19 protein-coding genes are annotated in these 23,848 nt (G+C 66.8%); 11 read left to right on the forward strand and 8 right to left on the reverse strand.

The genetic code is table 11. The features are described 5' to 3' along the window. Positions 1-49: 49 nt before the first annotated feature. From cpdA to ACFPU0_RS15000, 7 genes are all read left to right on the forward strand, one after another. Positions 50-865, forward strand: coding sequence for a 3',5'-cyclic-AMP phosphodiesterase (gene cpdA, locus ACFPU0_RS14970; protein ID WP_377693891.1), 816 nt, complete (start codon positions 50-52; stop codon positions 863-865). 58 nt (positions 866-923) lie between these two features. After that, a complete protein-coding gene (locus tag ACFPU0_RS14975) occupies positions 924-1,541 on the forward strand; it encodes a YqiA/YcfP family alpha/beta fold hydrolase (protein WP_377693892.1) in 618 nt (205 codons plus the stop codon). A 14-nt stretch (positions 1,542-1,555) separates the two neighbouring features. Then, complete coding sequence (gene parE, locus ACFPU0_RS14980; RefSeq protein ID WP_377693893.1) at positions 1,556-3,445, forward strand: DNA topoisomerase IV subunit B; 1,890 nt, start codon at positions 1,556-1,558, stop codon at positions 3,443-3,445. Then, on the forward strand, positions 3,442-4,425 hold the full coding sequence (locus tag ACFPU0_RS14985) for an esterase-like activity of phytase family protein (protein WP_377693894.1): 984 nt from the start codon (positions 3,442-3,444) through the stop codon (positions 4,423-4,425). Before parE ends, ACFPU0_RS14985 begins: the two co-directional genes overlap by 4 nt. Next, positions 4,422-4,946, forward strand: coding sequence for a retropepsin-like aspartic protease family protein (locus ACFPU0_RS14990; RefSeq protein WP_377693895.1), 525 nt, complete (start codon positions 4,422-4,424; stop codon positions 4,944-4,946). The genes ACFPU0_RS14985 and ACFPU0_RS14990 overlap by 4 nt, the downstream gene beginning before the upstream one ends. A gap of 7 nt (positions 4,947-4,953) precedes the next feature. After that, entirely contained in the window at positions 4,954-7,212 is a 2,259-nt protein-coding gene (gene parC, locus ACFPU0_RS14995; protein ID WP_377693896.1) for a DNA topoisomerase IV subunit A, read from the forward strand. A 139-nt stretch (positions 7,213-7,351) separates the two neighbouring features. Further along, entirely contained in the window at positions 7,352-8,065 is a 714-nt protein-coding gene (locus ACFPU0_RS15000) for a PqiC family protein (RefSeq protein ID WP_377694312.1), read from the forward strand. Positions 8,066-8,516: 451 nt separating this feature from the next. On the opposite strand, the gene ACFPU0_RS15005 is transcribed toward ACFPU0_RS15000, so the two are convergent. Then, positions 8,517-10,055 (reverse strand): histidine kinase, encoded by a 1,539-nt coding sequence (locus ACFPU0_RS15005; RefSeq protein ID WP_377693897.1) that lies wholly within the window; start codon positions 10,053-10,055, stop codon positions 8,517-8,519. A 136-nt stretch (positions 10,056-10,191) separates the two neighbouring features. Between ACFPU0_RS15005 and serB the strand changes: the two genes are divergently transcribed. Then, complete coding sequence (gene serB / locus ACFPU0_RS15010; protein ID WP_377693898.1) at positions 10,192-11,406, forward strand: phosphoserine phosphatase SerB; 1,215 nt, start codon at positions 10,192-10,194, stop codon at positions 11,404-11,406. A 101-nt stretch (positions 11,407-11,507) separates the two neighbouring features. Here the strand turns inward: serB and ACFPU0_RS15015 are convergent, their stop codons facing one another. The 5 genes from ACFPU0_RS15015 to ACFPU0_RS15035 all read right to left on the reverse strand — a co-directional run bounded on the left by ACFPU0_RS15015 (position 11,508) and on the right by ACFPU0_RS15035 (position 18,917). Further along, positions 11,508-13,577 carry an EAL domain-containing protein gene (locus ACFPU0_RS15015; RefSeq protein WP_377693899.1) on the reverse strand — a complete coding sequence of 690 codons (2,070 nt, stop codon included), beginning with the start codon at positions 13,575-13,577 and terminating at the stop codon, positions 11,508-11,510. 59 nt (positions 13,578-13,636) lie between these two features. Continuing rightward, on the reverse strand, positions 13,637-15,463 hold the full coding sequence (locus ACFPU0_RS15020; RefSeq protein ID WP_377694314.1) for a molecular chaperone: 1,827 nt from the start codon (positions 15,461-15,463) through the stop codon (positions 13,637-13,639). Between the two features lie 179 nt (positions 15,464-15,642). Beyond that, positions 15,643-16,506: an archaetidylserine decarboxylase gene (asd, locus tag ACFPU0_RS15025; protein WP_377693900.1), complete on the reverse strand. Its 864-nt coding sequence runs from the start codon at positions 16,504-16,506 to the stop codon at positions 15,643-15,645. 23 nt (positions 16,507-16,529) lie between these two features. Beyond that, positions 16,530-17,345 carry a thiosulfate sulfurtransferase gene (gene rhdA / locus ACFPU0_RS15030; protein ID WP_377693901.1) on the reverse strand — a complete coding sequence of 272 codons (816 nt, stop codon included), beginning with the start codon at positions 17,343-17,345 and terminating at the stop codon, positions 16,530-16,532. A 48-nt stretch (positions 17,346-17,393) separates the two neighbouring features. Then, the gene (locus ACFPU0_RS15035; RefSeq protein WP_377693902.1) at positions 17,394-18,917 is read right to left on the reverse strand and encodes an HDOD domain-containing protein; all 1,524 of its coding nucleotides are present in this window, start codon (positions 18,915-18,917) and stop codon (positions 17,394-17,396) included. Between the two features lie 117 nt (positions 18,918-19,034). Between ACFPU0_RS15035 and motA the strand changes: the two genes are divergently transcribed. Next, positions 19,035-19,886, forward strand: coding sequence for a flagellar motor stator protein MotA (motA, locus tag ACFPU0_RS15040; protein WP_377693903.1), 852 nt, complete (start codon positions 19,035-19,037; stop codon positions 19,884-19,886). A 10-nt stretch (positions 19,887-19,896) separates the two neighbouring features. Next, on the forward strand, positions 19,897-20,928 hold the full coding sequence (motB, locus tag ACFPU0_RS15045) for a flagellar motor protein MotB (protein ID WP_377693904.1): 1,032 nt from the start codon (positions 19,897-19,899) through the stop codon (positions 20,926-20,928). Between the two features lie 163 nt (positions 20,929-21,091). On the opposite strand, the gene rsgA is transcribed toward motB, so the two are convergent. Beyond that, entirely contained in the window at positions 21,092-22,123 is a 1,032-nt protein-coding gene (rsgA, locus tag ACFPU0_RS15050) for a small ribosomal subunit biogenesis GTPase RsgA (RefSeq protein WP_377693905.1), read from the reverse strand. Between the two features lie 95 nt (positions 22,124-22,218). Here rsgA and orn point away from each other — a divergent pair, with 95 nt between their 5' ends. Then, entirely contained in the window at positions 22,219-22,761 is a 543-nt protein-coding gene (gene orn, locus ACFPU0_RS15055; RefSeq protein WP_377693906.1) for an oligoribonuclease, read from the forward strand. 1 nt (position 22,762) lies between these two features. On the opposite strand, the gene queG is transcribed toward orn, so the two are convergent. Further along, a complete protein-coding gene (queG, locus tag ACFPU0_RS15060) occupies positions 22,763-23,833 on the reverse strand; it encodes a tRNA epoxyqueuosine(34) reductase QueG (protein WP_377693907.1) in 1,071 nt (356 codons plus the stop codon). Positions 23,834-23,848 lie beyond the last annotated feature (15 nt).

Raw genomic sequence — 23,848 nt, forward strand, 5'->3', positions numbered from 1 at the left:
TTGCGCGTGCAGCAACCATAATCTGGACATCCCGCCCAAGGAGAAGGCCTTGCCCAGACCACTCCCCCAAGCCGCTGACGAGTCGGTGCTGCTGGTGCAGCTCTCCGACAGCCACCTGTTCGCCGAGGCAGACGGCAAGTTGCTGGGTATGGATACCCGCGACAGCCTGCGGCAGGTGATCGAACAGGTGCTGCAGGAGCAGCCGCGTATCGACCTGGTGCTGGCTACCGGCGACCTCTCCCAGGACGGATCGGCCGATTCCTACAGGAGTTTCCGCGAGTTGGTCGGAGGCATTCCGGCGCCGGCCCGCTGGTTTCCCGGCAACCATGACGAAGTGCCGGTGATGCGCGAGGTCTGCGCCGCTACCGCCACCCTCGAGCCCATAGTCGACTTCCCCCGCTGGCGCCTGGTGCTGCTGGACTCCACCATAGCCGGCGCCGTGCCCGGCCATTTCCCCTCCGAGCAGCTGCAACTGCTGGAGCAGGCCCTGATCGGTGCCGGGGAGCGCCATGTGCTGGTCAGTTTCCACCACCATCCGGTGCCCATCGGCTGCGCCTGGATGGACCCCATCGGTGTGCGCAACAGTGACGCGCTGTTCGCCGTGCTGGATCGCTATCCGCGCGTACGTGCGTTGCTCTGGGGCCACGTCCACCAGGAGTTCGACCAGGTCCGCAAGGGCGTACGCCTGCTGGCGTCGCCTTCCACCTGCGTGCAGTTCGCGCCAGGCAGCGAGGACTTCTGCGTCAGCTGCGAAGCGCCGGGCTACCGCTGGTTGCGCCTGAACCCCGACGGCAGTCTGGACACCGGGGTTTCGCGGGTCACGGGCATCGACTTCGAAGTGGACTACGGCGTCAGGGGTTATTGACCTTCGCGCCGCGGCACGGCAAGAAGTACAACTTTCCCTCGATTTGCCAGGAAGCCGAGTGTCCAAGCCCCAGCCCAGCATCCTCTATATCCACGGTTTCAACAGCTCGCCCGCGTCCCACAAGGCGCGCCAGCTCAGCGCACTCATGCAGCGCCTGGGGCTGGCCGGGTGTCTGCGGGTGCCGGCACTGCACCATCATCCGCGCCAGGCCATGGTCCAGCTGGAGGCGGCCATCGCCGAGCTCGGGCGCCCAGTGCTGGTCGGCAGCTCCCTGGGCGGCTACTATGCGACCCACCTGGCCGAGCGCCACGGCCTGAAAGCCGTGCTGATCAACCCCGCGGTGGCCCCGCACCGGTTGTTCGATGGGCGGCTCGGCCCGCAGAAGAACTACTACAGCGACGAAACCTGGGAGCTGACGACGGAGCACGTGCAGGCGCTGGCCGAACTGGAAGTGCCGCCACCGCAGGATCCTGCCCGTTATCAGGTCTGGCTGCAGACGGCCGACGAAACCCTCGACTACCGTCAGGCGGAGCGCTACTACCGCGCCTGCGCCCTGCGCATCGAGGCCGGCGGCGACCATGGTTTCCAGAACTTCCCTGCCCATCTGCCCGCCTTGCTGGCCTTCGCCGGCTTTCCCGCGCAGCTGTGGCGTGACATCGACTTTTCCGACCTCTGACTGAAAGGGAATCCATGGCTACTTACAACGCGGATGCCATCGAAGTCCTCTCCGGCCTCGACCCGGTGCGCAAGCGCCCGGGCATGTACACCGACACCACCCGGCCCAACCACCTGGCCCAGGAAGTCATCGATAACAGCGTGGACGAGGCCCTGGCCGGCCACGCCAGGAGCGTGCAGGTGATCCTCCACGAGGACAATTCCCTGCAGGTGATCGACGACGGCCGCGGCATGCCGGTGGATATCCACCCCGAGGAAGGGGTGCCCGGCGTCGAGCTGATCCTCACCAAGCTGCATGCCGGCGGCAAGTTCTCCAACAAGAACTACCAGTTCTCCGGCGGCCTGCACGGTGTCGGCATCTCGGTGGTGAACGCCCTGTCCACCCGCGTCGAGGTACGGGTCAAGCGCGAGGGCAGCGAATACATGATGAGCTTCGCCGACGGCTTCAAGGCCAGCGAGCTGGAGGTCATCGGCACGGTCGGCAAGCGCAATACCGGCACCAGCGTGCACTTCTGGCCGGACGCCAAGTACTTCGACTCCCACAAGTTCTCCGTCAGCCGCCTCAAGCATGTGCTGAAAGCCAAGGCCGTGCTCTGCCCGGGCCTCTCGGTCAGCTTCGAGGACAAGGCCAGCGGCGAGCGCGTCGAGTGGCATTTCGAAGACGGCCTGCGTTCCTACCTGGTAGATGCGGTCAGCGAGTTCGAACGTCTGCCGAGCGAGCCGTTCTGCGGCAGCCTGGCCGGCAACAAGGAAGCGGTGGACTGGGCGCTGCTCTGGCTGCCCGAGGGGGGTGACAGCGTCCAGGAAAGCTACGTCAACCTGATCCCCACCGCCCAGGGCGGCACCCATGTAAACGGCCTGCGCCAGGGCCTGCTGGACGCCATGCGCGAGTTCTGCGAATTCCGCAACCTGCTGCCACGCGGGGTCAAGCTGGCCCCCGAGGACGTCTGGGAGCGCATCGCCTTCGTCCTCTCGATGAAGCTGCAGGAACCACAGTTCTCCGGCCAGACCAAGGAGCGCCTGTCCTCCCGCGAGGCGGCCGCCTTCGTTTCCGGCGTGGTCAAGGACGCCTTCAGCCTCTGGCTCAACGCCCACCCTGAAATGGGCATGCAGCTGGCCGAACTGGCCATCAGCAATGCCGGCCGTCGCCTCAAGGCGGGCAAGAAGGTCGAACGCAAGAAGATCACCCAGGGCCCGGCGCTGCCCGGCAAGCTGGCCGACTGTGCCGGCCAGGAACCCATGCGCGCCGAACTCTTCCTGGTGGAGGGCGATTCCGCCGGCGGTTCGGCCAAGCAGGCGCGGGACAAGGAGTTCCAGGCGATCATGCCGCTGCGCGGCAAGATCCTGAACACCTGGGAAGTGGACGGCGGCGAGGTGCTGGCATCCCAGGAAGTGCATGACATCGCGGTGGCCATCGGCGTCGATCCCGGCGCCCATGACCTGACCCAGCTGCGCTACGGCAAGATCTGCATCCTCGCCGACGCCGACTCCGACGGCCTGCACATCGCCACCCTGCTGTGCGCGCTGTTCGTCCGCCACTTCCGCCCCCTGGTGGAAGCGGGGCATGTCTACGTGGCGATGCCGCCGCTGTTCCGCATCGACCTGGGCAAGGAAATCTACTACGCCCTGGACGAAGCCGAGCGTGACGGCATCCTCGACCGCCTGGTGGCCGAGAAGAAGCGTGGCAAGCCACAGGTCACCCGCTTCAAGGGCCTGGGTGAGATGAATCCGCCGCAGCTGCGCGAAACCACCATGGACCCCAACACCCGTCGCCTGGTCCAGCTGACCCTGGAAGACACGGAGGGGACGGTGGAAATCATGGACATGCTGCTGGCCAAGAAGCGTGCCAGCGACCGCAAATCCTGGCTGGAGTCCAAGGGCAACCTGGCCGAGGTCATGGTGTGAGGGGAGCGCTGATCCTCCTCTCCCTGCTGTTCGCCGCGACGCTCCAGGCCGCCGACGATCCCGATCAGTTGCGCCTGGCCGCCGAGTACCCGGTGGACGGCATGCCCCAGGGCAACCTTTCCGGGCTGTCCCTGTGCAGCGGCGAGCTGCTGGCGGTGTCCGACCGGGTGGATAACCAGCTGTACCGGCTCAAGCCCATAGGCGGCGTGCTGCAGGCCCGGACCGAACCCTTCCTGGCCCCGCCGGCGCCGCCGAGCAACCTGCCCTGGGGTGTGCGTACGCGTGCCTGGGTCATCGGTCTGCTGCGGGGCAACGAGCTGGACTTCGAAGGCATCAGCTGCGATGCCGCCGGTAACCGCTACCTGGTCAGCGAAACCCATGCGGCGGTGCTGCAGGTGCCGCTGGCCGGCGAGCCCAACTGGCTGCTGCTGCCGGGCAGCCTGGTGCGCCAGGCCCGCGCCAGTGGCATGCTGCTGCACTTCAATGCGCTGCTGGAAGGCATCGCCATCGATCCCAAGGGCGAGCGGCTCTGGCTCGCCGCCGAGCGCGAGCGCCGCGGCCTGACGGTGCTGCACAAGCAGCAGTCCATCTGGCGCTGCAGCGGCAGTTGCGTGATCTTCAGCGAAGCCGGCACCGAGCGTCCGCCCGCCCCAGTCGGCAGCGAGCAGCAAATGCCGCGGGACTTCTCCGACGTCGCCTTCCTCGATGAAAAGCTCTTCACCCTGGAACGCCTGGCCCACCAGATCTGCCGGCGCAAGCCGAGCAACGGCGAGGTGGAACGCTGCTGGTCCTTTGCCGAGGAAGCCCTGGCCGATACCCGCCGCTACAGCGTGCCCTTCGGCGTGGCCGAAGCCCTGTCCATCGACGCCGAAGGTGCCTGGATCGGCCTCGACAACGGCGGCAAGGCCCGTGGCGACGGCGAGCGCCGTCCCATCGTCTGGCGCTTTTCCGCACCCAAGGGCGGCTGGGGCGCGAAATGACCACGCAAACGCCGGGCAAACGCGCGGGAAGGGTCATGCTGGTGCTCGCCTGGGGCGTCGGCCTGCTCCTGGCGACCCATTACTTCGGCGTCTGGGAAGATCGCCAGCGCAATCCCAATCGCGAACCCCAGTCGGTGCGCGGCGACGGCTACGTCGAAGTGCGCCTGGTCAGCAGCCGTCAGGGGCATTACCTGCTCGATGGCCGCATCGATGGCCAGGGCGTGACCTTCCTCCTCGACACCGGCGCCACCCAGGTGGCCGTTCCCGCCCGGCTGGCCGAACGTCTCGGCCTCGCGCCCGGCGCGCCGGTCACCCTGAGTACCGCCAACGGCCGCGTCACCGGCCAGCGCACCCAGCTGCAGGACCTGCGCCTGGGTGACATCCGCCTGTCCCGGGTGCCGGCCATCATAGTGCCGGGCATGGACGGCGATGAGGTGCTGCTCGGCATGAGCGCCCTCAAGCAACTCGAATTCACCCAGCGCGACGGCACCCTGGTGCTGCGCCAAGTCACTTCCCCGTGAGGCACGCATGAGCGAATCCCTCGATCTGAGCCTGGAAGGCGTTGAGCGCCGCTCCCTGGCCGACTTCACCGAACAGGCCTACCTCAATTACTCCATGTACGTGATCATGGACCGCGCCCTGCCGCATATCGGCGACGGCCTGAAGCCGGTTCAACGTCGTATCGTCTACGCCATGAGCGAGCTGGGCCTGGACGCCGACGCCAAGCACAAGAAATCCGCGCGTACCGTCGGCGACGTGCTCGGCAAGTTCCACCCCCACGGCGACTCGGCCTGCTACGAGGCCATGGTGTTGATGGCCCAGCCTTTCAGCTACCGCTACACCTTGGTGGACGGCCAGGGCAACTGGGGTGCCCCGGACGATCCCAAGTCCTTCGCCGCCATGCGTTATACCGAGGCGCGCCTGTCGCGCTATTCCGAGGTGCTGCTCTCCGAACTCGGCCAGGGCACCGTGGACTGGGTGCCGAACTTCGACGGCACCCTGAACGAGCCGGCGACCCTGCCGGCGCGCCTGCCCAACCTGCTGCTCAACGGCACCACCGGCATCGCCGTGGGCATGGCCACCGACGTGCCGCCGCACAACCTGCGGGAAGTCGCGGCCGCCTGCGTGCGCCTGCTGGACGAGCCGGGCGCCACCGTGGAACAGCTCTGCGAGCACATCCTCGGCCCGGACTTCCCCACCGAGGCGGAGGTGATCACCCCCCGCGCCGACCTGGTGAAGATCTACGAAAGCGGCCGCGGCTCGGTGCGCATGCGCGCGGTATACCGGGTGGAAGACGGCGACATCGTGGTCACCGCGCTGCCGCACCAGGTCTCCGGGGCCAAGGTGCTGGAGCAGATCGCCGGCCAGATGCAGGCCAAGAAGCTGCCGATGGTGGCCGACCTGCGCGACGAATCGGACCATGAGAACCCCACCCGTATCGTCATCATCCCGCGCTCCAACCGGGTGGATGCGGACGAACTGATGCAGCACCTGTTCGCCACCACCGACCTGGAGTCCAGCTACCGGGTCAACACCAATGTCATCGGCCTGGACGGCAAGCCCCAGGTCAAGGACCTGCGCACCCTGCTGAGCGAGTGGCTGACCTACCGCATCGGCACCGTGCGCCGTCGCCTGCAGTTCCGCCTGGACAAGGTGGAAAAGCGCCTGCACCTGCTGGACGGCTTGCTGATCGCCTTCCTCAACCTCGACGAGGTGATCCACATCATCCGCACCGAGGACCAGCCCAAGCCGGTGCTGATGGAACGTTTCAGCCTCACCGAGATCCAGGCCGACTACATTCTCGATACCCGTCTGCGTCAGCTGGCGCGCCTGGAAGAGATGAAGATCCGCGGCGAGCAGGAGGAGCTGCTCAAGGAGCAGAAGAAACTGCTGGCCCTGCTGGGCAGCGAGACCAAGCTGAAGAAGCTGGTGCGCGAGGAGCTGATCAAGGACGCCGAGACCTACGGCGACGACCGCCGCTCGCCGATCGTCGCCCGCGCCGAGGCCCGGGCCCTGTCGGAAACCGAGCTGATGCCCACCGAACCGGTGACCGTGGTGCTGTCCGAGAAGGGCTGGGTGCGCTGCGCCAAGGGCCACGACATCGATGCCGCCGCCCTGTCCTACAAGGCCGGTGACCTGTTCAAGGCCGCTGCGCCGGGGCGCTCGAACCAGTACGCGGTGTTCATCGATTCCACTGGCCGCAGCTACTCCCTGGCCGCTCACTCGCTGCCTTCGGCCCGTGGCCAGGGCGAGCCGCTCACCGGCAGGCTGACGCCGCCGCCGGGAGCCAGCTTCGAGTGCGTGCTGCTGCCCGAGGATGACGCCACCTATGTCATCGCGTCGGACGCCGGCTACGGTTTCGTGGTCAAGGGCGCCGACCTGCAGGCCAAGAACAAGGCGGGCAAGGCCCTGCTCAGCCTGCCCAATGGCGCCAAGGTGGTGTCCCCGCGGACGGTGCAGAACGTCGAAGAAGACTGGTTGGCGGCCGTGACCACGGAAGGCCGCCTGTTGCTGTTCAAGGTCGCCGACCTGCCGCAGCTGGCCAAAGGCAAGGGCAACAAGATCATCGGCATTCCCGGCGATCGTGTGGCCAGTCGCGAGGAATATCTCGCCGACCTGGCCGTTCTGCCGGCCGGTTCGACCCTGGTACTGCAGGCCGGCAAGCGCACCCTGTCGCTCAAGGCCGACGACCTGGAGCATTACAAGGGCGAGCGTGGACGCCGCGGCAACAAGCTGCCACGCGGCTTCCAGCGGGTCGATGCGCTGCTGGTGGAGGCGCTGGCCTGATGCTGGCGACAGTGAATTGACGTGGGGCTCTGGAGTCCTGCGCCACATTGACGGATGATATGTCCCCTCGCCACTGCCAATGATGGCGAGGACGAATGAATTCGACTGCAGGCTGCCCACAAGGCGGCCGTGGGTGATATTGATGACCGTGCGTTTTTCCCTGGCTTTGATGCTGGCAGGCTTCGTCGGCCTTGCTGGCTGCGTACATAGCCCCCCTGTTCCCATGTTCCAGCTGGACGCGGGCACCCCGGAGGTGCCGTCCAAGAAGGCTGGGATGCAGGTATTGCTTGGCCCGGTGACCGTGGCCGATTACCTGCAGCGTGAAACCCTCCTGCAACGCCAGCCCGACGGCACCCTGACCGCGGCTCCGGACGGTCGCTGGGCCGGCAGCCTGGCGGCGGATATCGACCAGGTGCTGCTGCGCCAGTTGTCCTGGCGCCTGGACAGCCAGCGCCTGGTACTGGCGCCCGGCAATCCCGGCTTCACCCCCGAGGTGCAGGTGCTGCTGACCATCAGCCGCCTGGACTCCGGCCCCCAGCGTTCGGCCGTGCTGGAGGCGCAGTGGCGCCTGCTGGACCGTGCCGGCCAGCTGCGTGACAGCCGCCTCGTGCGCCTTGAAGAACCACACACCGGTACCGCCGCCGACCAGGTGCGGGCCCAGAGCAAGCTGCTGCAGCAACTGGCCGAACAACTGGCCGCCGCGGTGAAGCCCCTGGAAGGTCAGCCGGTCACCGTCGAGGTGCCGCGCAAACCGGCCGCCCCCGCCGCCCCGGCCAAAGCCAAGGAGCCTCAGCCGCCAAAGATCCCCATGGCGGCCCCGGTGCGCACTGACGTGGAAGTGTTCCGCTTCTGATGATCGCCTGATCATGAAAAAAGCCCGCTTGATGCGGGCTTTTTTCTTTCCGTTCGCGGCTTTGTGCCGCCGCAAGCCGTTTGGGGGAGGTTCCATGTCAATCGGCGCCCAGGGTGGAAATCCCTTTGGGGATTTCCACACACCGGTGTCTTGCACGGCCTCGCTGGTGGATAGAAAAGCGCTATCCCCCTACACGGCCGACATGACACCGCCTTGTGGGCGAATTCATTCGCGAAGGCCGTGCAGCGGCGCCCATAGGCTGGCGTGTGCTTGCGTAGGGTGCGCCATGCGCACCGGCAGGTGTCGGCAGACTCGGTGCCAGTTCCTGGGCATCGAAATCGGCGCGCACGGCGCACCCTACGATCAACCTATCGGCTCAAATGGGTAGCCCGGAACTCGAACAGCCATGGAAAAGCCCGCATCCAGCGGGCTTCTTCGTCATGCAGAGGGTTCAATGCGCCCTGGCTTCGTGCATGCGTGCCAGTTGGCGTTCCAACAGCGAGGGGTAGGGCTCCAGCAGGCGCTCGACGCAGCAGGCGCCTTCCGGGCTGGTGATGGCGCGGATGCGCGCACGCTGGCGCACCAGCTCGTCTTCGGCGATGGCGCGCTCCACCAGCAGCAGGTTGCGGCTGTGCTGGCTCAGGGCCAGGGCGTTCTGGGTCGTGTCGTCGAGCAGCAGGTCGCCCTGGCCGAGGCCGGAGAGATCCTCACCCAGGGTCAGGCCCAGCTGCAGTTGCAGGGTGATGCCGCTGTCGGCGACCTCGATCTGCAGGGCGTGGCCCAGGGCGCGCATCAGCTCGCCACAGCAGAGGGCGTGGGTGAGGTAGTCCTCGCCGCTGTCATCGCTGTGGAAAAGCATCAGGCTGCTGCCGTCGTTGAGGGTCAGCAACTGGCCATGGTACAGGCGGGCGGCCTGGTCCAGGCAGTCGCGGTAGCGTTGCAGCAGGTCCATCAGCCGCGCCCGCGGCAAGCGGCGCAACTGGTCCTGGGCACCCAGCTGGATGGCCAGCACGGCACTGTTCCGGGGCTCTGCGGCGGCCACGGGCGCAGGGGCGGGGGTGGGCTCTTCGGCCATTTCCTCGCGCAGGTCGGCAAAGGGATCTTCCTCGTCCGGGGTGAACAGCCTGCTCGGGGCGTCTTCGTCGCCGTCGAAGCTGTCGTCACGCAGGTCGCGGACCTGGAAGCCGTCCTCTTCATCCTGCGGCTCGTCCTGTTCGAGTTCCTCCTGCTCGTCTTCCAGGAGGTCCTCGTCGGCCTCGGCGTAGTCCTCTTCCGGAATGGGCTCGGGCTCAGGCTTTTCCGGCACCAGGCGCGCCTGCAGCTGGCGCGCCAGGTCGCCGATCTCGTCCTGGCGGCCGGCGCCGGGGGCGGGGTCGTCCGGATCGCGCAGCCAGACCCGCAACTGCAGCAATGGCGTGGAAATATGGCGGCCGAGGCGCAGGCTCAGGGATAGCGTCAGGGCCAGCAGGATCAGGCTGAGCAGGCCCATGCTCTGCAGGCTGATGGTCATGGGCTGCTGGAACTGCTCCATGTCCAGGCTCAAACGCAAATGCCCGGCGATCACCTCCTGGAAGGTGATGGGCGTGGAAAACAGGCCCTCGGCCTCTCCCAGCAGGCCCTGTTTGGGGCGCGAGCCGGCTTCGGCGAGTATGCGGTTGTCCACGCTGTAGATCGCCGCGTGGGCCACCAGCGGGTTTTTCACCAGGTTGTTGAGCAGTACGTTGAGGCTGAGGATGTCGTTGGACACCAACAGCTCGGTGGCTGACGCAGCGGTCTGCGCGGTCAGGCTCTGGCCAAGGGCGTCGGCCTGCTGCTGCATGGCCTGCTTGAACTGCATGCCCATTACCCAGGCGTAGATCACCAGGGCCAGGGCCACCAGCAACAGGCTGTGGCTGGCGATGCGCAGGGCGATCGGCACACGCCGCTGGCGCAGGGCGTGGAAGATCAGCAGGAAGAAATTGTCGGGTTTGACAGGCGTGGGCCGGTTCACAGAGCGCGGCTCTTCTCGGACGAAATTGTGGCGCAGTATAGCGAGCGCCCCTTGCAGGGCAAAGCTCCGGGCATGCCGCTGGCGATCGGAAAGTGGGTAGAATGTGCGCCTTTTCATGCGCTGAGGGAGGTGCGCCTTGCGCGAGATTGTCCTGATCAACATCACTGGCGAGGACCGCCCGGGCCTTACCGCGGCCATTACCGGTGTGCTGGCCCAGGGGGGTGTGAACATTCTGGATATCGGCCAGGCGGTGATCCACGACACCCTGTCCTTCGGCATCCTGGTGGAGATTCCCGGCAGCGCCGAAGCCTCGTCCGTGCTCAAGGACGTGCTGTTCACCGCCTACAAGCTGGACCAGCAGGTGCGCTTCACCCCGGTGTCCGAGGCCGACTACCAGCAGTGGGTCGGCGGCCAGGGCAAGAGCCGTCACATCGTTACCCTGCTGACCCGCAAGGTGACCGCGGAGCAGCTGCAGCGGGTGAGCTCCATCACCGCGAAGTACGGTCTCAACATCGATCACATCGACCGTCTGTCGGGGCGTATGCCGCTGGACATGCCGGCCGACCAGGGCAAGGGCTGCATCGAGTTCTCGGTGCGTGGCGAACCGGCCGACCCGGTGGCCCTGCGCGCGGAGTTCCTCAGCGTGGCCCAGGAGCTGAACGTCGACATCGCCTTCCAGCGTGATTCGGTGTTCCGTCGCAACCGTCGCCTGGCGGTGTTCGACATGGACTCGACCCTGATCGAGGCCGAGGTGATCGACGAACTGGCCAAGGCGGCCGGCGTGGGCGACCAGGTCGCCGAGATCACCGAACGGGCCATGCGTGGCGAACTGGACTTCCGTGCCAGTTTCAAGGAGCGCCTGGGCCTGCTCAAGGGCTTGTCCGAGGACGTGCTGGAAGAGATCGGCGCCTCCCTGCGTCTTACCGAAGGGGCGGAAACCCTGTTCGCCGAGCTCAAGCGCCTGGGCTACAAGACCGCCATCCTCTCAGGCGGCTTCAGCTACTTCGCCAAGCAACTGCAGGCGAAGCTGGGCATCGACTACGTGTTCGCCAACGAGCTGCAGGTAGTCGACGGCAAGCTGACCGGCGTGGCCATCGAGCCCATAGTGGACGCCCAGCGCAAGGCCGATCTGCTGCGGGAGCTGGCCGAGAAGGAGGGCCTGCGCCTGGAGCAGACCATCGCCGTGGGTGACGGTGCCAATGACCTGCCGATGCTCGGCCTGGCCGGCCTGGGCGTGGCCTTCCGCGCCAAGCCGCTGGTCAAGCAGTCGGCCAAGCAGGCCATCTCCACCCTGGGCCTGGACGGCATTCTCTACCTGCTGGGCTTCCGTGATCGCGACGGTCAGGACTGATCGCCGCAGCGAAAACGAAAAAGCCGCCTTCGGGCGGCTTTTTCGTGGGTCGGTCGTGACGGGCAGGCGGCCCCTTTCGCGAATGAATTCGCTCCTACAGGCTATTCGTCGCCTGACGAGAAGTCGTAGTCCATGGCCTGGCTGGGGCCTTGCAGGTAGTAGCCCTGGATGTAGTTGACCCCGGCCTGCCAGAGGGTGGCCAGGACGCTGGCGGTCTCGACGAAGGGCACTATGGTCAGCTTGGCCTGGGCGTGCAGGCTGGCCAGCAGGGTCTTGAGGACTTCCTGGTTCTCCGCGCGGCCCAGGTCCTGGGTGAAGGAGCCATCCACCTTCACGAAGTCGATGGCCAGGTGCTTGAGGGTATTGAAGGGGTTGAGGGCGCAGCCGAACTGGCTCAGGGCCACCTGGCAGTGCAGCTCGGCAAGCCCCTGGGTCAGGACCTTGGCCTGTTTCAGGTAGGCGATGGCATCCGGTTCGCTGAACTGGAAGATCAGCGCGTCGGAAGGCAGCCGTGCCGCCTTCAGTGCCACGCTGAGCCAGGGCAGCAGGGTCTGGTCCTGCAGGCTGGCGCCGGAGAGGTGGACGAAGAGCCGGGTGTTGTGGCCCTTGGCGCGGTGTTCGGCGAGCAGCTTGATGGAGTTGAGGATCACCCAGCGGTCGATCTTTTCGGCCAGGCCGGCTTCCCGGGCGGCGTCGAGGAAATCGGCGGGGGGCACTTCCTCGCCCTGGGGGCTGAGCAGGCGCAGCAGCACTTCGTAGTGCTCGTAGCTGTCGCCGCGCAGGCTGATGATCGGCTGGAACAGCAAGCGGAAGCTGTTGTTCTCCAGGGCCTGCTGGACCATGGCCAGCAGATTGCCGCGGTTGGCCGCGGCGGCCAGTTCGTCGGCCGGGTCATAGAGCTTGAGGCCGTTCTGCTCGCCCAGTTCGTCCGCGCAGCGGTGGGCGCGATCCACCACGTCCTGGGCCTTGGGGGTGGTTTCGCTGAGACCGGCGACACCGATGCACAGGCTGACCTGCACCGTGCGGCTGCTGACGTCGAACAGATGGATGTCGATCTTCTTCAGCAGGCTCTGCAGGCCTTCTTCGGCCTGCTCCGGGGTGCGGTCCGCTTGCAGGACGCCGAAGACGTCGTCGCCGTAGCGGGCCAGTTGGGCCTCGCCGGCGAAGTGGGCGCGCAGCAGGTTGGCCAGGTCGGTGAGCAGCAGGTCGACGCCGGCGATGCCGATTTCGGCCAGCAGCCCGGAATAGCGGGCGACGCGGATGTAGGCGAGGCTCGACGGCTGTCCGGTCTTGACCGCGCGTTCGGCCGCGACATCGAGCAGCTCGTTGAAGTGGGAGCGGTTGAACAGGCCGGTGACCAGGTCCTGGCTGCTGATCTCGCGCAGCTTTTCTTCCAGCTCGGTGCTGTCGGACTCGGCGCGGATCACCACCTGGATGCAGGGTTCGCCATCGTAGGTCGCGGGGGAAAAGCCCATGCGCGCCTGGAAGGTCTGGCCGTCCACCTTGCAGCCGTTGCAAGTGAGCTCGCCATTGCCGTCGCCGTCGCGGTAGTTCTTCAGGAAGTCCTTGAAGCCTGCCTGGTCGGCGGCGGCGATCAGGTCGATCATCGGCATGCCTTCGAGTTCGTCGCCATCCTCGTAGCCGAACATCTCCACGTAGGCGCGGTTGGCATAGATGTGCATGCCGTCGTGGACGTAGGCGATGGCGTCCACCGAGCTGTCCAGCAGCAGCTGGCAGCGTTTCTCCGCCTCCCGCAGGCTGACCTCGGCGGCGCGCCGGGCGCGGCGTTGCTCCAGGTTGGCCAGCTCGCGGTTGGCCACCAGCACCAGACGTTCGTCCTCACCCTGGGGCAGGGCGTCCTGGGCACCCAGGGCCAGGGCCTCGGTGATCAGGTTGGAGTCGTTCTCCGGCACCAGCTGGATGAAGGGGATGTCCTTGGACTGGCGGCGGATGCTGTTGAGGGCTTCCCCCGGGCTCAGGTGCTCGCTGCTGGGAGCGGCGATCAGCAGATCCCAGCTCTGTTGCAGGGCTTCGCCCAGGTCGTCGGCGGACAGGATGCGGTGGACGCGGGTGGCGCGGCCGGCATTGCGGAACAGGCTGACCAGGCGCTCGGCTTCGTTCTGCGAGTCTTCCAGGATCAGCAGGCGGATCGTCTTCTTTTCGATGGCCATGGCCTGTACTTAGCGCGGAAGGAGCGCGAATAGGCGACGAATGGAGATGATTCGGGAATCTACAGTGACTTCCAGAGCGAGTCAAAATCTTCCTCGCCGCCTTGTGCCTGGCTTCCCGGACCTGTGACCGGTTTCCCCTCTGGCGGGGGCGATTGCTCGAAGATCCGGTACTCGAACTGGTTGAAACTGCCTGTGCTGGTCAGGCGCCGGGTCAGCACGGCGCGGTGTTCGTCACCCTGCAGGTTGATCTGCACCTTGTTGCCTTCCTGGAATGGCAGGCGCGGGGTGATCAGGGTCGCCGGGCGGGAAATGGCGGCTATGGCCGGCAACAGCAGGGCCCGCAGGTAATGACTGTTCTGTTCGCCCTTGCGCAGCAGGAGCACGCCGCAGGACTGCGCCTGGGGCGCCACCAGCTCGATGCCCATCTGCGTGCCGCCACCACGTACCTGGCGGATCCAGCGCACCACGGCGATGCTCCAGCCCTGGCCGGGCGCGTCCTGCACGCCGAGCAGCTCGCCGGCCTGCAGCTGGCTCGGGACGTCCTTCGGCCAGCTCAGGCAGTAGCCGCCGGGGCTGTGGTTGATCACCGCGACGGCGAAGGTCGGATAGCTTTCCGGCGCGGTGCTGGCCTGGACGGGCCGTGTATGGCTGTCGGCGACAGGGCGGGTGTACTCGATTTCCTCCAGGGGCACGCCGGATCGCCAGCCCTGGTTGGGCTGGGCGTCGAAGGCTTGGGCCCAGACATCCTGCGCCGGCTGCTTGGCGAGGGTGCCGAACACCGCCTGGCTGCTGTCCTGGGGTAGCTTGAGCAGTTCACCGAAGGGGCGGCTGCCAGCGAGGAAGAAGTGCAGCGCGCTCATGCCGATGCACAGGGTCAGCCGGCCTTGGCCGGGATTGCGCTGGAAGGTCCGCTCGGAAATGTCGCCCCAGGCCGAGGCCAGGTGCTGCAGCAGGTCGAGGCTCAGACCTTCGGGCAGCGGCAGGCGCGACCGGCTGTGCTGCTCGGGTGACAGCAGCAGGAACTCGCGGATAGCGTCCACCAGCGGCAGTGGGTCCAGGCCCAGCAGGGTGCGCGGTTCGACTTCATGGAACAGCGACTTGTAGCGCGGCGGGCCGTCCAGTTGTGGCGCCACGGCGAAGAGGCTGGAGGGCAGTTCGGCCGACTGCAGGTTCACCATCGCGCTCCAGCCTTCCAGCGCTTCCGCCAGGCGGGCGATACCGTTCTGGCGCATCTGGTTGCAGCGGGCGCAGCCCAGCAGCAGGGCGACCAGGTAGGTCTGCTCGGCGCTGAGGCCCTGGGTATGTCGGGCCAGCGGGTCGCGTACGGTTACGCCATGGAGCTGGCGGCTTCGCGCCAGTTGGTAGAGCTGGTGCATTTCCAGCCAGAGGCCTTCAGGCACCGGGCAATAGAGCTGGCTGGAGCGGATCAGCGAACCGTTGAGGCTGTGCAGTGCCCGTTGCAGGGCGATGGTGAGGACTTGCATGCGTTCGCGGTCACGGCCGGGACGCGGCGATTCCTGCACGATGATCAGCTTGTAGCCGATGGCCAGATGGTTCTGCAGGGCCTGGCAAAGATTGGCCACCTTGCGCGGCCGCTCGTCCAGGACAATGGACTGGCCGAGGAAGTGGCGCTCCAGATGCTGGCAGACGAAATGCACCTCCGGGCGTATCAGCTCCAGCAACTGCAGGCGGTTCTCGCTCGGGGTGACCAGCTGGTTCAGCTCTGCCAGGGCCTGGTACAGCTGGCGGGCGGTCTCGCCCAGGTTGGCCTTCGGCAGGTGCGAGATCCAGCGTTTCAGCTCGCGGGGAGTGGCGTCGCAGAAGGACAGGCTCTGCTTGCTCGGCGCGGGTACGCGCAATAGCAGGTGAGGGCTCTGATGGTCCATCTGGATCGGGTACTCCGGGGTGTCGTGTGTTGGCGTGGACAAGGTTTCAGCACTCTATCAGCATCCGTGCGCAGAGGCAGCTCATCCCTGACGGGGCTGTCGATGAGTCGGCAGCTCGCTGCCGCCACTGGCGCTTTGTTATCCGGCCCCGGCCGAGGGGCTCGGCCGGGGATCGTCGATCAGGCGTCCTTGGGCAGGGCCAGCAGCTGGCCCATGCGCACCTGGCTGCCGGGCCAGGCGCTGTCGGCCCAGCGCACCTGGTCCGGGCCGAAGAGGACGATGGCGGTGGAGCCCAGTTTGAAGCGGCCCAGCTCATCGCCTTTCTCCAGCTCGATGGGTGCGCGTGCCGCTTCGTCGTAGCTGAAGGTCTTCAGTTCGCGCCTGGGCGGCGTGACCAGGCCGGCCCAGACGGTCTCGATCGAGGCGACGATCATCGCCCCCACCAGGACCACGGCCATGGGGCCGCGCTCGGTGTCGAAGATGCACACCACCCGCTCGTTGCGGGCGAAGAGCTCGGGGACGTTCTCCGCGGTGCTCTGGTTCACCGAGAACAGTCGGCCGGGTACGTAGACCATCTCGCGCAGGGTGCCGCCCAGGGGCGCGTGCACCCGGTGGTAGTCCTTGGGCGAGAGGTAGACGGTGGCGAACTCGCCACCCATGAAGGGTGCCGCGCGCTCGGCGTCGCCACCCAGCAGCTCCAGCACGCTGAAGCTGTGCCCCTTGGCCTGGAAGCAGCGGCCGTGCTCGATCGGGCCGAGCTGGCTGATGGCGCCGTCGGCCGGGCAGAGAATGGCGCCGGGCGTCTCGTCCAGCGGCCGCGCGCCGGGTTTCAGGGCGCGGGTGAAAAAGGCGTTGAAGTGTTCGTAGGCGCTGACGTCCTCGACCAGCGCTTCACTCATGTCCACCTGGTAGCGCTTGGCGAACCAGGCGGTGAAGGCGTTCTTGAACCAGCGTACGCGGCATTCGGCGATGCAGCCGGCCGCGCGGGAAACCAGGTTATGGGGCAGCAGGTACTGGCCGATGAGGAAAAGGCGTTCTTTCATTGGGTTTCCTTGGCGGTGGGGCCTCAGAGTTCTACGGGGGTATCCGGATGGTTGCCCCACTCGGACCAGGAACCGGCGTAACCCTTGACCCGGGGATAGCCGAGAGCCTTGGCGACCAGGTAGGTGAAGCCCGAGCGGTGGTGGGTGTGGCAGTGGGTGACGATTTCCTTGTCCGGGGTGATGCCCAGGGACTGGAGTATTTCCGCCATGTCGGTGCGGATGCGCAGGGCGCGGGCCGGGTCCATGCCGGCGGTCCATTCGAAGTTGACCGCGCCGGGGATATGTCCGCCCTTGGCCGCCAGTACCTTGGTGCCGTTGTACTCGCCGGGGCCACGTGCGTCCCAGATCGCCAGGTCGGCGGCGCCGAGGCGGCCTTGCAGGTATTCGCGGGTGGCGGTGGGCTCGTCGTGCAGGGTCAGGTCGAGCGGGCCGCCGACCGGCGCGGGCACGGCTTCGCCGGTTTCGCGGCCTTCGGCCAGCCAGGCATGCAGGCCGCCGTTCAGGTAGTGGTAGTGCGGGTGGCCGATCACATCCAGCAGCCAGATGAAGCGCCCGGCCCAGCCGCCGCCTTCATCGTCGTACACCACATAGGTGGCATCGCTGCGGTGGCCGAGTTCGCCGAACAGCGCCTCGAGGTCGGCCTTGGCCGGCAGCAGGCCCGGGGCGGGCGGTTGGCCGAGCTGGGTGCGCTTCGGGTCGACGAAGCGGGCGCCCGGGATATGGCCGGCGGCGTAGCGGGCGGCGCTGGTGAGATCGACCAGGATCAGCGCGTCGTTACCCAGCAGGGGCGCCAGGTCAGCCGGCTCGATTACCAGCGGCAGGTTGGAGAAGGCGGACATGGAAGCCTCCATGGGCATTGGCAAAGTGGCGGATTGTAAACGGAAAGCCTAGCGGCCGCGTCTGGCGAAGCTCACCAGGGCCCGCTCGATGCACTGGGCGGTCTTGGCGAAGGCGCGCAGGCTGAGCTCGGCGAAGGGTGCCCCATCCTGGTCGGCCACCACCAGCATGGCCACGCGACCATTCACCGCCAGGGAGCGCAGCAGCAGGTGGTCGCCCGGGAACAGGCTCTTCAGCTGGCCCGGCAGCAGCGCCGAAAACTGCGCCATGTTGTCCGGACCCAGGCGCAATTGCGCGGGTTGGCTGAGCAGGCGGCGCAGCACCTGGCTCTGCATGGGATCGAGTTGCAGCCCATTGGCCTCCGTGGGCAGGCCGGCCTGTTGCCGGGCTTGCAGGCGGCTGTGGTCGCGGTCGGCCAGCAACACCAGTACCCGGCGCATGCCGCCGCTCTGCAGCGCATCGCGAGCGCAGGCGCTGAGTTGCACCACATTGGCGAAAGGACTGGGGGTGCGGATCAGTTCGGCGCAATGGCGGCGCCAGTCTTCCAGGGCCGCGGAGGTGGGAGCCGGCGCGGCGACCGGTTCGCGGCTCAGTCGATGCCGGTTCCAGGGCCAAAGCAGCGCCTGTGCCGGGTGCCACAGGTCGCCCCGGGCATGCAGGCGCCCGCTCTGTGCGGCCTGCTGATGTACCAGTTGCTGCAATTCGTCCAGCGGTACCTTCATGAACAGGCCGGTGAGGCGTTGCCAGCGCAGGCTGTGCCCGCCGCTCCAGCCCGCATGGGCGGAAATCGCCAGGCCGTTGGCCAGCAGGATCGTGTTGCCCGGCTGGGTCAGCCAGCGGCTCAGGCTGGGGTTGGCATCCAGTTGCTGCTGCTGGTGCAGCGGTTGTTCGTTGTGGCGGGCGATGTGCAGGGCCTTGACCAGCAGGCGGCGGTCGTCGTTCAGCAGGCGATAGCCCTGGATGATCCAGTCGGGCAGCTTCCAGTGTTCCGCCAGCGCCTGGCAAAGCCGCAGCAGGGGTACGCCAAGCAGTTCGCGTTCCACCTTGGCGGCCGGCTCGCCTTCGCCCAGCACGCGTTTCTCCCAGATGGCGAACAGCTCCGGGTGGCTCGCCAGCAACGGCCAGAGTGGCGAAAGGAACAGCAGGCTGCACCAGTGGATTTCCTGCCAGAGACGCGCCAGGCGGACGGCGAACAGGCCATTGGCCTGCTGGGCGGCGTGCTGGCCGATCAGCTGCAGCTGGCGCAGGGATTGGGGAATCTCCTGCTCGGCGACGGCGGGCAGGCGATTGAGCAGGATCTCCGCGCGCTTCAGGCCGAGGCGGCTGAGGGCGACCTCCAGGCTCTCCGCCGGACTGCTCAGCAGGTTGCCGGTCGCGTTGGCCTCCCGCAGCAGGCTGAGGGCGAGGGCGGGACTGTCCTGGGTCAGTTCCGCGATGTCGCGCAGAGAGCGGCGGTTGTCGCCCAGGGCGCGACGGACCCTTTCATGGGCGGCGGCGGGCACGGGCAGGCGCACCCCGTCGAGGTGCCTGATCCAGCCGTCGAGGCTACGTGGCATGGGCTTTGCGGTTGACATAGAAGGGCCGCCAATCTGGCTTTTCGCCTGAACAGGCTATAGTCTGGCGCATATTTTCCGATAATTAGAAGGGGCTCTTTCATAACCCTTTCTACTGACTCCTCCAATCTTCCTCCTATGGCAAAAATCCTCGGCATCATCGTCGTGTTCGCCAGCGTGCTCGGCGGCTACCTCCTGTCTCACGGCAAACTCGCCGCGCTGATCCAGCCTTTCGAAGTGATGATCATCGGCGGCGCCGCGCTGGGGGCCTTCCTCCAGGCCAACCCCGGCAGCACCACGATGGTGGTGTTCAAGAAGTCGCTGAAGATGTTCGGCTCGCGCTTCACCCACGGTTTCTACCTCGAAGTGCTGCGCCTGCTCTACGAGATCCTCAACAAGAGCCGCCGGGAAGGGATGATGGCCATCGAGGCCGATATCGAGGATGCCGCCGCCAGCCCGATCTTCAGCAAGTACCCCTCGATCCTCCGGGACGAGCGGATGACCGCCTATATCTGCGACTACCTGCGCATCATGTCCTCCGGCAACATGGCCCCCCACGAGCTGGAAGGCCTGTTCGACATGGAGCTGGCCAGCCTGAAGGAAGAGCTGGAGCACCCGTCCCACGCGGTCAACCGCATCGCTGACGGACTGCCGGGCTTCGGTATCGTCGCCGCGGTGCTGGGCATCGTGGTCACCATGGCCATGCTGGGCGAAGCCGAGCAGGCCGCCCTCGGCCAGCACGTGGGCGCGGCGCTGGTGGGGACATTCCTCGGCATCCTCGCGGCCTACGGCTTCTTCGGCCCGCTGGCGGTTTCCCTGGAGCATGATGCCCGCGAGGAGCTGAACGTGTTCGAGGCCATCAAGGCCTGCCTGGTGGCTTCGGCATCCGGGATGCCACCGTCCCTGGCGGTGGAGTTCGGCCGCAAGACGCTGTTCCCGGCGCACCGCCCGAGCTTCAGCGAACTGGAGCAGGCCGTACGCGGCAGCTGAAGGCTGAACCATGGAGAACAACCAGCCGATCATCGTCAAGCGGGTCAAGCGCTACGCAGCCGGCCATCACGGTGGCGCCTGGAAGATCGCCTTCGCGGACTTCGCCACGGCGATGATGGCGTTTTTCCTGGTGCTCTGGCTGATGTCCTCGGCCACGCCGGAGCAGAAGAAGGCCATCTCCGGCTACTTCAAGGACCCCATCGGCTTCACTGAAAGCGCCAGTCCCTACGTCATCGACCTCGGCGGCACGCCGACGCCGGCGCCCGACCGTACCCTCAATCCGGAATTGAAGGATGCCCCCGACTCCCAGGAGGCCGCGGTGGATTCGTCCGACAACCAGCAGGTGGACGCCAGCCAGGTGGAGACCCTGGCCGAACAGATCGAGCGGGAACGCCTGGAACTGTTGTTGCAGGAGCTGCAGAACAAGGTCGAAGAGAACCCCGAGCTGCGCAAGTTCAAGGACCAGATCCTCTTCGAGATCACCCAGGACGGCCTGCGTATCCAGATCATGGACGCCGCCAACCGGCCCATGTTCGACCTCGGTAGCGCACGCCTGCAGCCCTATTTCGAGGACATCCTGCTGATCCTCGCCGAGACCATCAAGGCGGTGCCGAACAAGATCAGCATCAGCGGCCATACCGACGCCAAGCCCTACTCCGGCGATGGCGAGTTCGGCAACTGGGAGCTGTCCGCCGGACGTGCCAACGCGGCGCGGCGCGCCCTGATCGCCGGCGGCTATCCGGAACAACAGGTGGCGCGGGTGGTGGGCTATGCCTCGTCGGCCCTGTTCGACCGCAAGGACCCCTTCAATCCGGTCAACCGCCGTATCGACATCATCGTCCTGACCAGGAAGGCCCAGCGCGCCATCGAGGGCGAGCAGGGCGAGGGCGACAAGCCCGCCGCTCCCGAGCCGGCTCCTGCCGTCGCGCCCCAGGCTCCCGCGGACGCCTCTACGGCTCCCGCACAACCGCGCGAGCTGCGGCAGAAGCTGAATATTTTCGAGGACGGTGCGCTGAAGCTGGATGAGCCCAATGGGCAGTGATCCGCACACGAACTAAAAGGCCACGCAATGCGTGGCCTTTCCGTTTCATGGGAGCTCGCGGGTAGGGTGCGCTGCGCGCACCAGCAACTCCGCGCAGGGTTTCCGGTGCGCGCAGCGCACTCTACGTGGAGTCGTTCCCCGCTTTCTGTCAGGCATGAAGCGCTCAGTACTCGTCCTGCGGCAGGCTGGCGAGGATATGCCGGTAGCTGGCCATGCGCTGCGGGTGCACGCGACCGTCTTCCAGGGCCTTGAGCAGCGCGCAGCCGGGCTCGCGATCGTGCTTGCAGTCGCGGAAGCGACAGGTGCCGAGCAGTTCGTTGAATTCGATGAAGCCCGCCTCGACGTCGTCGCGGCTGACATGGCCCAGGCCGAATTCGCGAATGCCGGGGGAGTCGATCAGCTCGCCGCCGCCGGGGAAGTGGAACAGGCGCGCCGTGGTGGTGGTGTGGGTGCCCTTGCCGGTGAGTTCGGAAAGGGCGCCGACCCGGGTGTCCACGCCCGGCAGCAGGCTGTTGACCAGGGACGACTTGCCCACCCCGGACTGGCCGACGAACACGCTGATATGCCCGTCGAGCCGTGCCATCAGGTCCTCCATGCCGCCGCCCTGGCGCGCCGAGACTTCCAGCAAGGGGTAGCCCAGCTGGCGGTAGATGCCGAGCAAGTCGTCGAGCATGGCGCTGTTCTGGTCGTCCACCAGGTCGGCCTTGTTCAGCAGCAGCAGGGGGTGGATGCCGGCGTGCTCGGCGGCCACCAGATAGCGGTCGATCAGGTTGGCATGGGGTTCGGGCAGCGGGGCGAAGACGATGACGATCTGGTCGACGTTGGCCGCCACCGGCTTGAGCACCCCGCGCATGTCCGGGCGGCACAGCTCCGAGCTGCGCGGCAGCTGCGCGACGATCACGCCGCTGCCCTGATTGCCGGCACGCCAGACCACGCGGTCGCCGGTGACCAGTGGCGGCAGGTTGGCGCGCAGGTGGCAGCGCATCACCTCGCCGACGTGCTCGCCCTCCAGGGCTTCCACCTCGACCTGGACGCCGAAGTGGGCGATCACCAGGCCGGTCTGCTCGGGGCCGAGGTCGCCACCCTCGAGTTCCTCGAGGGCGCGGGACTCCCGCTTGGCCGCGCGCGCCGCGCGCTCTTCCTGGATCTTCTCGATGCGCCAGCTCTGCCGGCGGGTCAGTTGGCGTTTGGCCATGGTGGGTCCGCTTGGAAAAAACCGCGCGAGTTTAGCACGCAGCCCGCAGCAGCAGGCTCTAAGCTAGAATGCGTGCCCCGCCCTGGAGACACGACATGCAGAACGCCTTGAACCTGATCTGGATCGATCTGGAAATGACCGGCCTGAACCCGGACACGGACGTCATCATCGAGATGGCCACCATAGTCACCGACAGTGAACTCAACGTGCTCGCCGAGGGGCCGGTCATCGCCATCCACCAGAGCGACGAGGTCCTCGCCGGGATGGACGAGTGGAATACCCGCCAGCACGGCCAGAGCGGCCTGACCCAGCGGGTGCGCGAGAGCCGCATCGGCACTGCCGAAGCCGAGGCCCAGACCCTGGCCTTCCTCGAGCAGTGGGTGCCCAAGGGCAAGTCGCCGATCTGCGGCAACAGCATCTGCCAGGACCGCCGCTTCCTCTATCGCCAGATGCCGCAGCTGGAGGCCTACTTCCACTACCGCAACCTGGATGTCTCCACTCTCAAGGAGCTGGCCGCGCGCTGGGCGCCGGCGGTACGCGACGGGGTGAAGAAAAGCAGCAGCCACCTGGCCATGGACGATATCCGCGATTCCATCGCCGAGCTGCGGCACTACCGCGAGCACTTCATCAAGGTCTGATTCAGCCCGCGCTTGCCCCGTGGCGGGCAAGCGCCCACTGCACATGCTCGCGCACCAGTGCCGACGGGTGCTCGCGGCGCAGGCGCAGGGCTTCCAGTACCGGAATGCTGGTCGGCGCATTGCCCAGGCCCACCGCCAGGTTGCGTAGCCAGCGCTCGTAGCCGGCGCGGCGCAGGGGCGAACCTTCCGTGCGGCTGAGGAACTCCTCTTCGCTCCAGCGGAACAGTTCGGCCAGCTCGGCGTTGTCCAGGCCGTGGCGTGGCTGGAAGTCGCCTTCGCCGGTTGTGCGGGCGAAGCGGTTCCAGGGGCAGACCATCTGGCAATCGTCACAGCCGAACACGCGGTTGCCGATCAGCGGCCGCAGCTCTTCGGGGATGCTGCCTTTGTACTCGATGGTCAGATAGGAGATGCAGCGCCGCGCATCCAGCTGATAGGGGCCGACGAAAGCGGCGGTGGGGCAGATGTCCAGGCAGGCCGAGCAGCGCCCGCAATGCTCGCTGCCATGGGGCTCGTCCACCGGCAGCGGCGCGTCGACGAACAGCTCGCCAAGGAAGAAGTAGCTGCCGGCCTTGCGATTGAGCACCAGGGTGTTCTTGCCGATCCAGCCCAGGCCCGCCTGTTCGGCGATGGCCTTCTCCAGTACCGGCGCGCTGTCGACGAAGGCGCGATAGCTGAAGGGGCCGATGGCTTTTTCGATGCGCTCGGCCAGGTGCTGCAGGCGCTTGCGGATCAGCTTGTGGTAGTCGCGGCCCAGGGCGTAGCGCGAGACGTAGGCCTTTTCCGGCTGGCCGAGGACCTTGGCCATGCGGGTGTCGCCGGGCAGGTAATCCATGCGCAGGGAAATCACCCGCAGCGTGCCGGGCACCAGCTCGTCCGGGTGTGAGCGCTTGCTGCCATGGGCGGCCATGTAGTCCATTTCGCCCTGGTGGCCAGCCTCCAGCCAGCGTTGCAGATGGGCTTCGTGCTCGCCGAGCTCGACGCCGGTGATGCCCACCTGCTGGAAACCCAGTTCGCGGCCCCAGTCCTTGATGGATTGTGCGAGCGCGGCGAGATCTTGCGTGGAAAGGGTCATGCTGGGGCGGGAAAC

The organism is Pseudomonas sp. GCM10022186, from assembly GCF_042656385.1.
Lineage (GTDB): Bacteria > Pseudomonadota > Gammaproteobacteria > Pseudomonadales > Pseudomonadaceae > Metapseudomonas.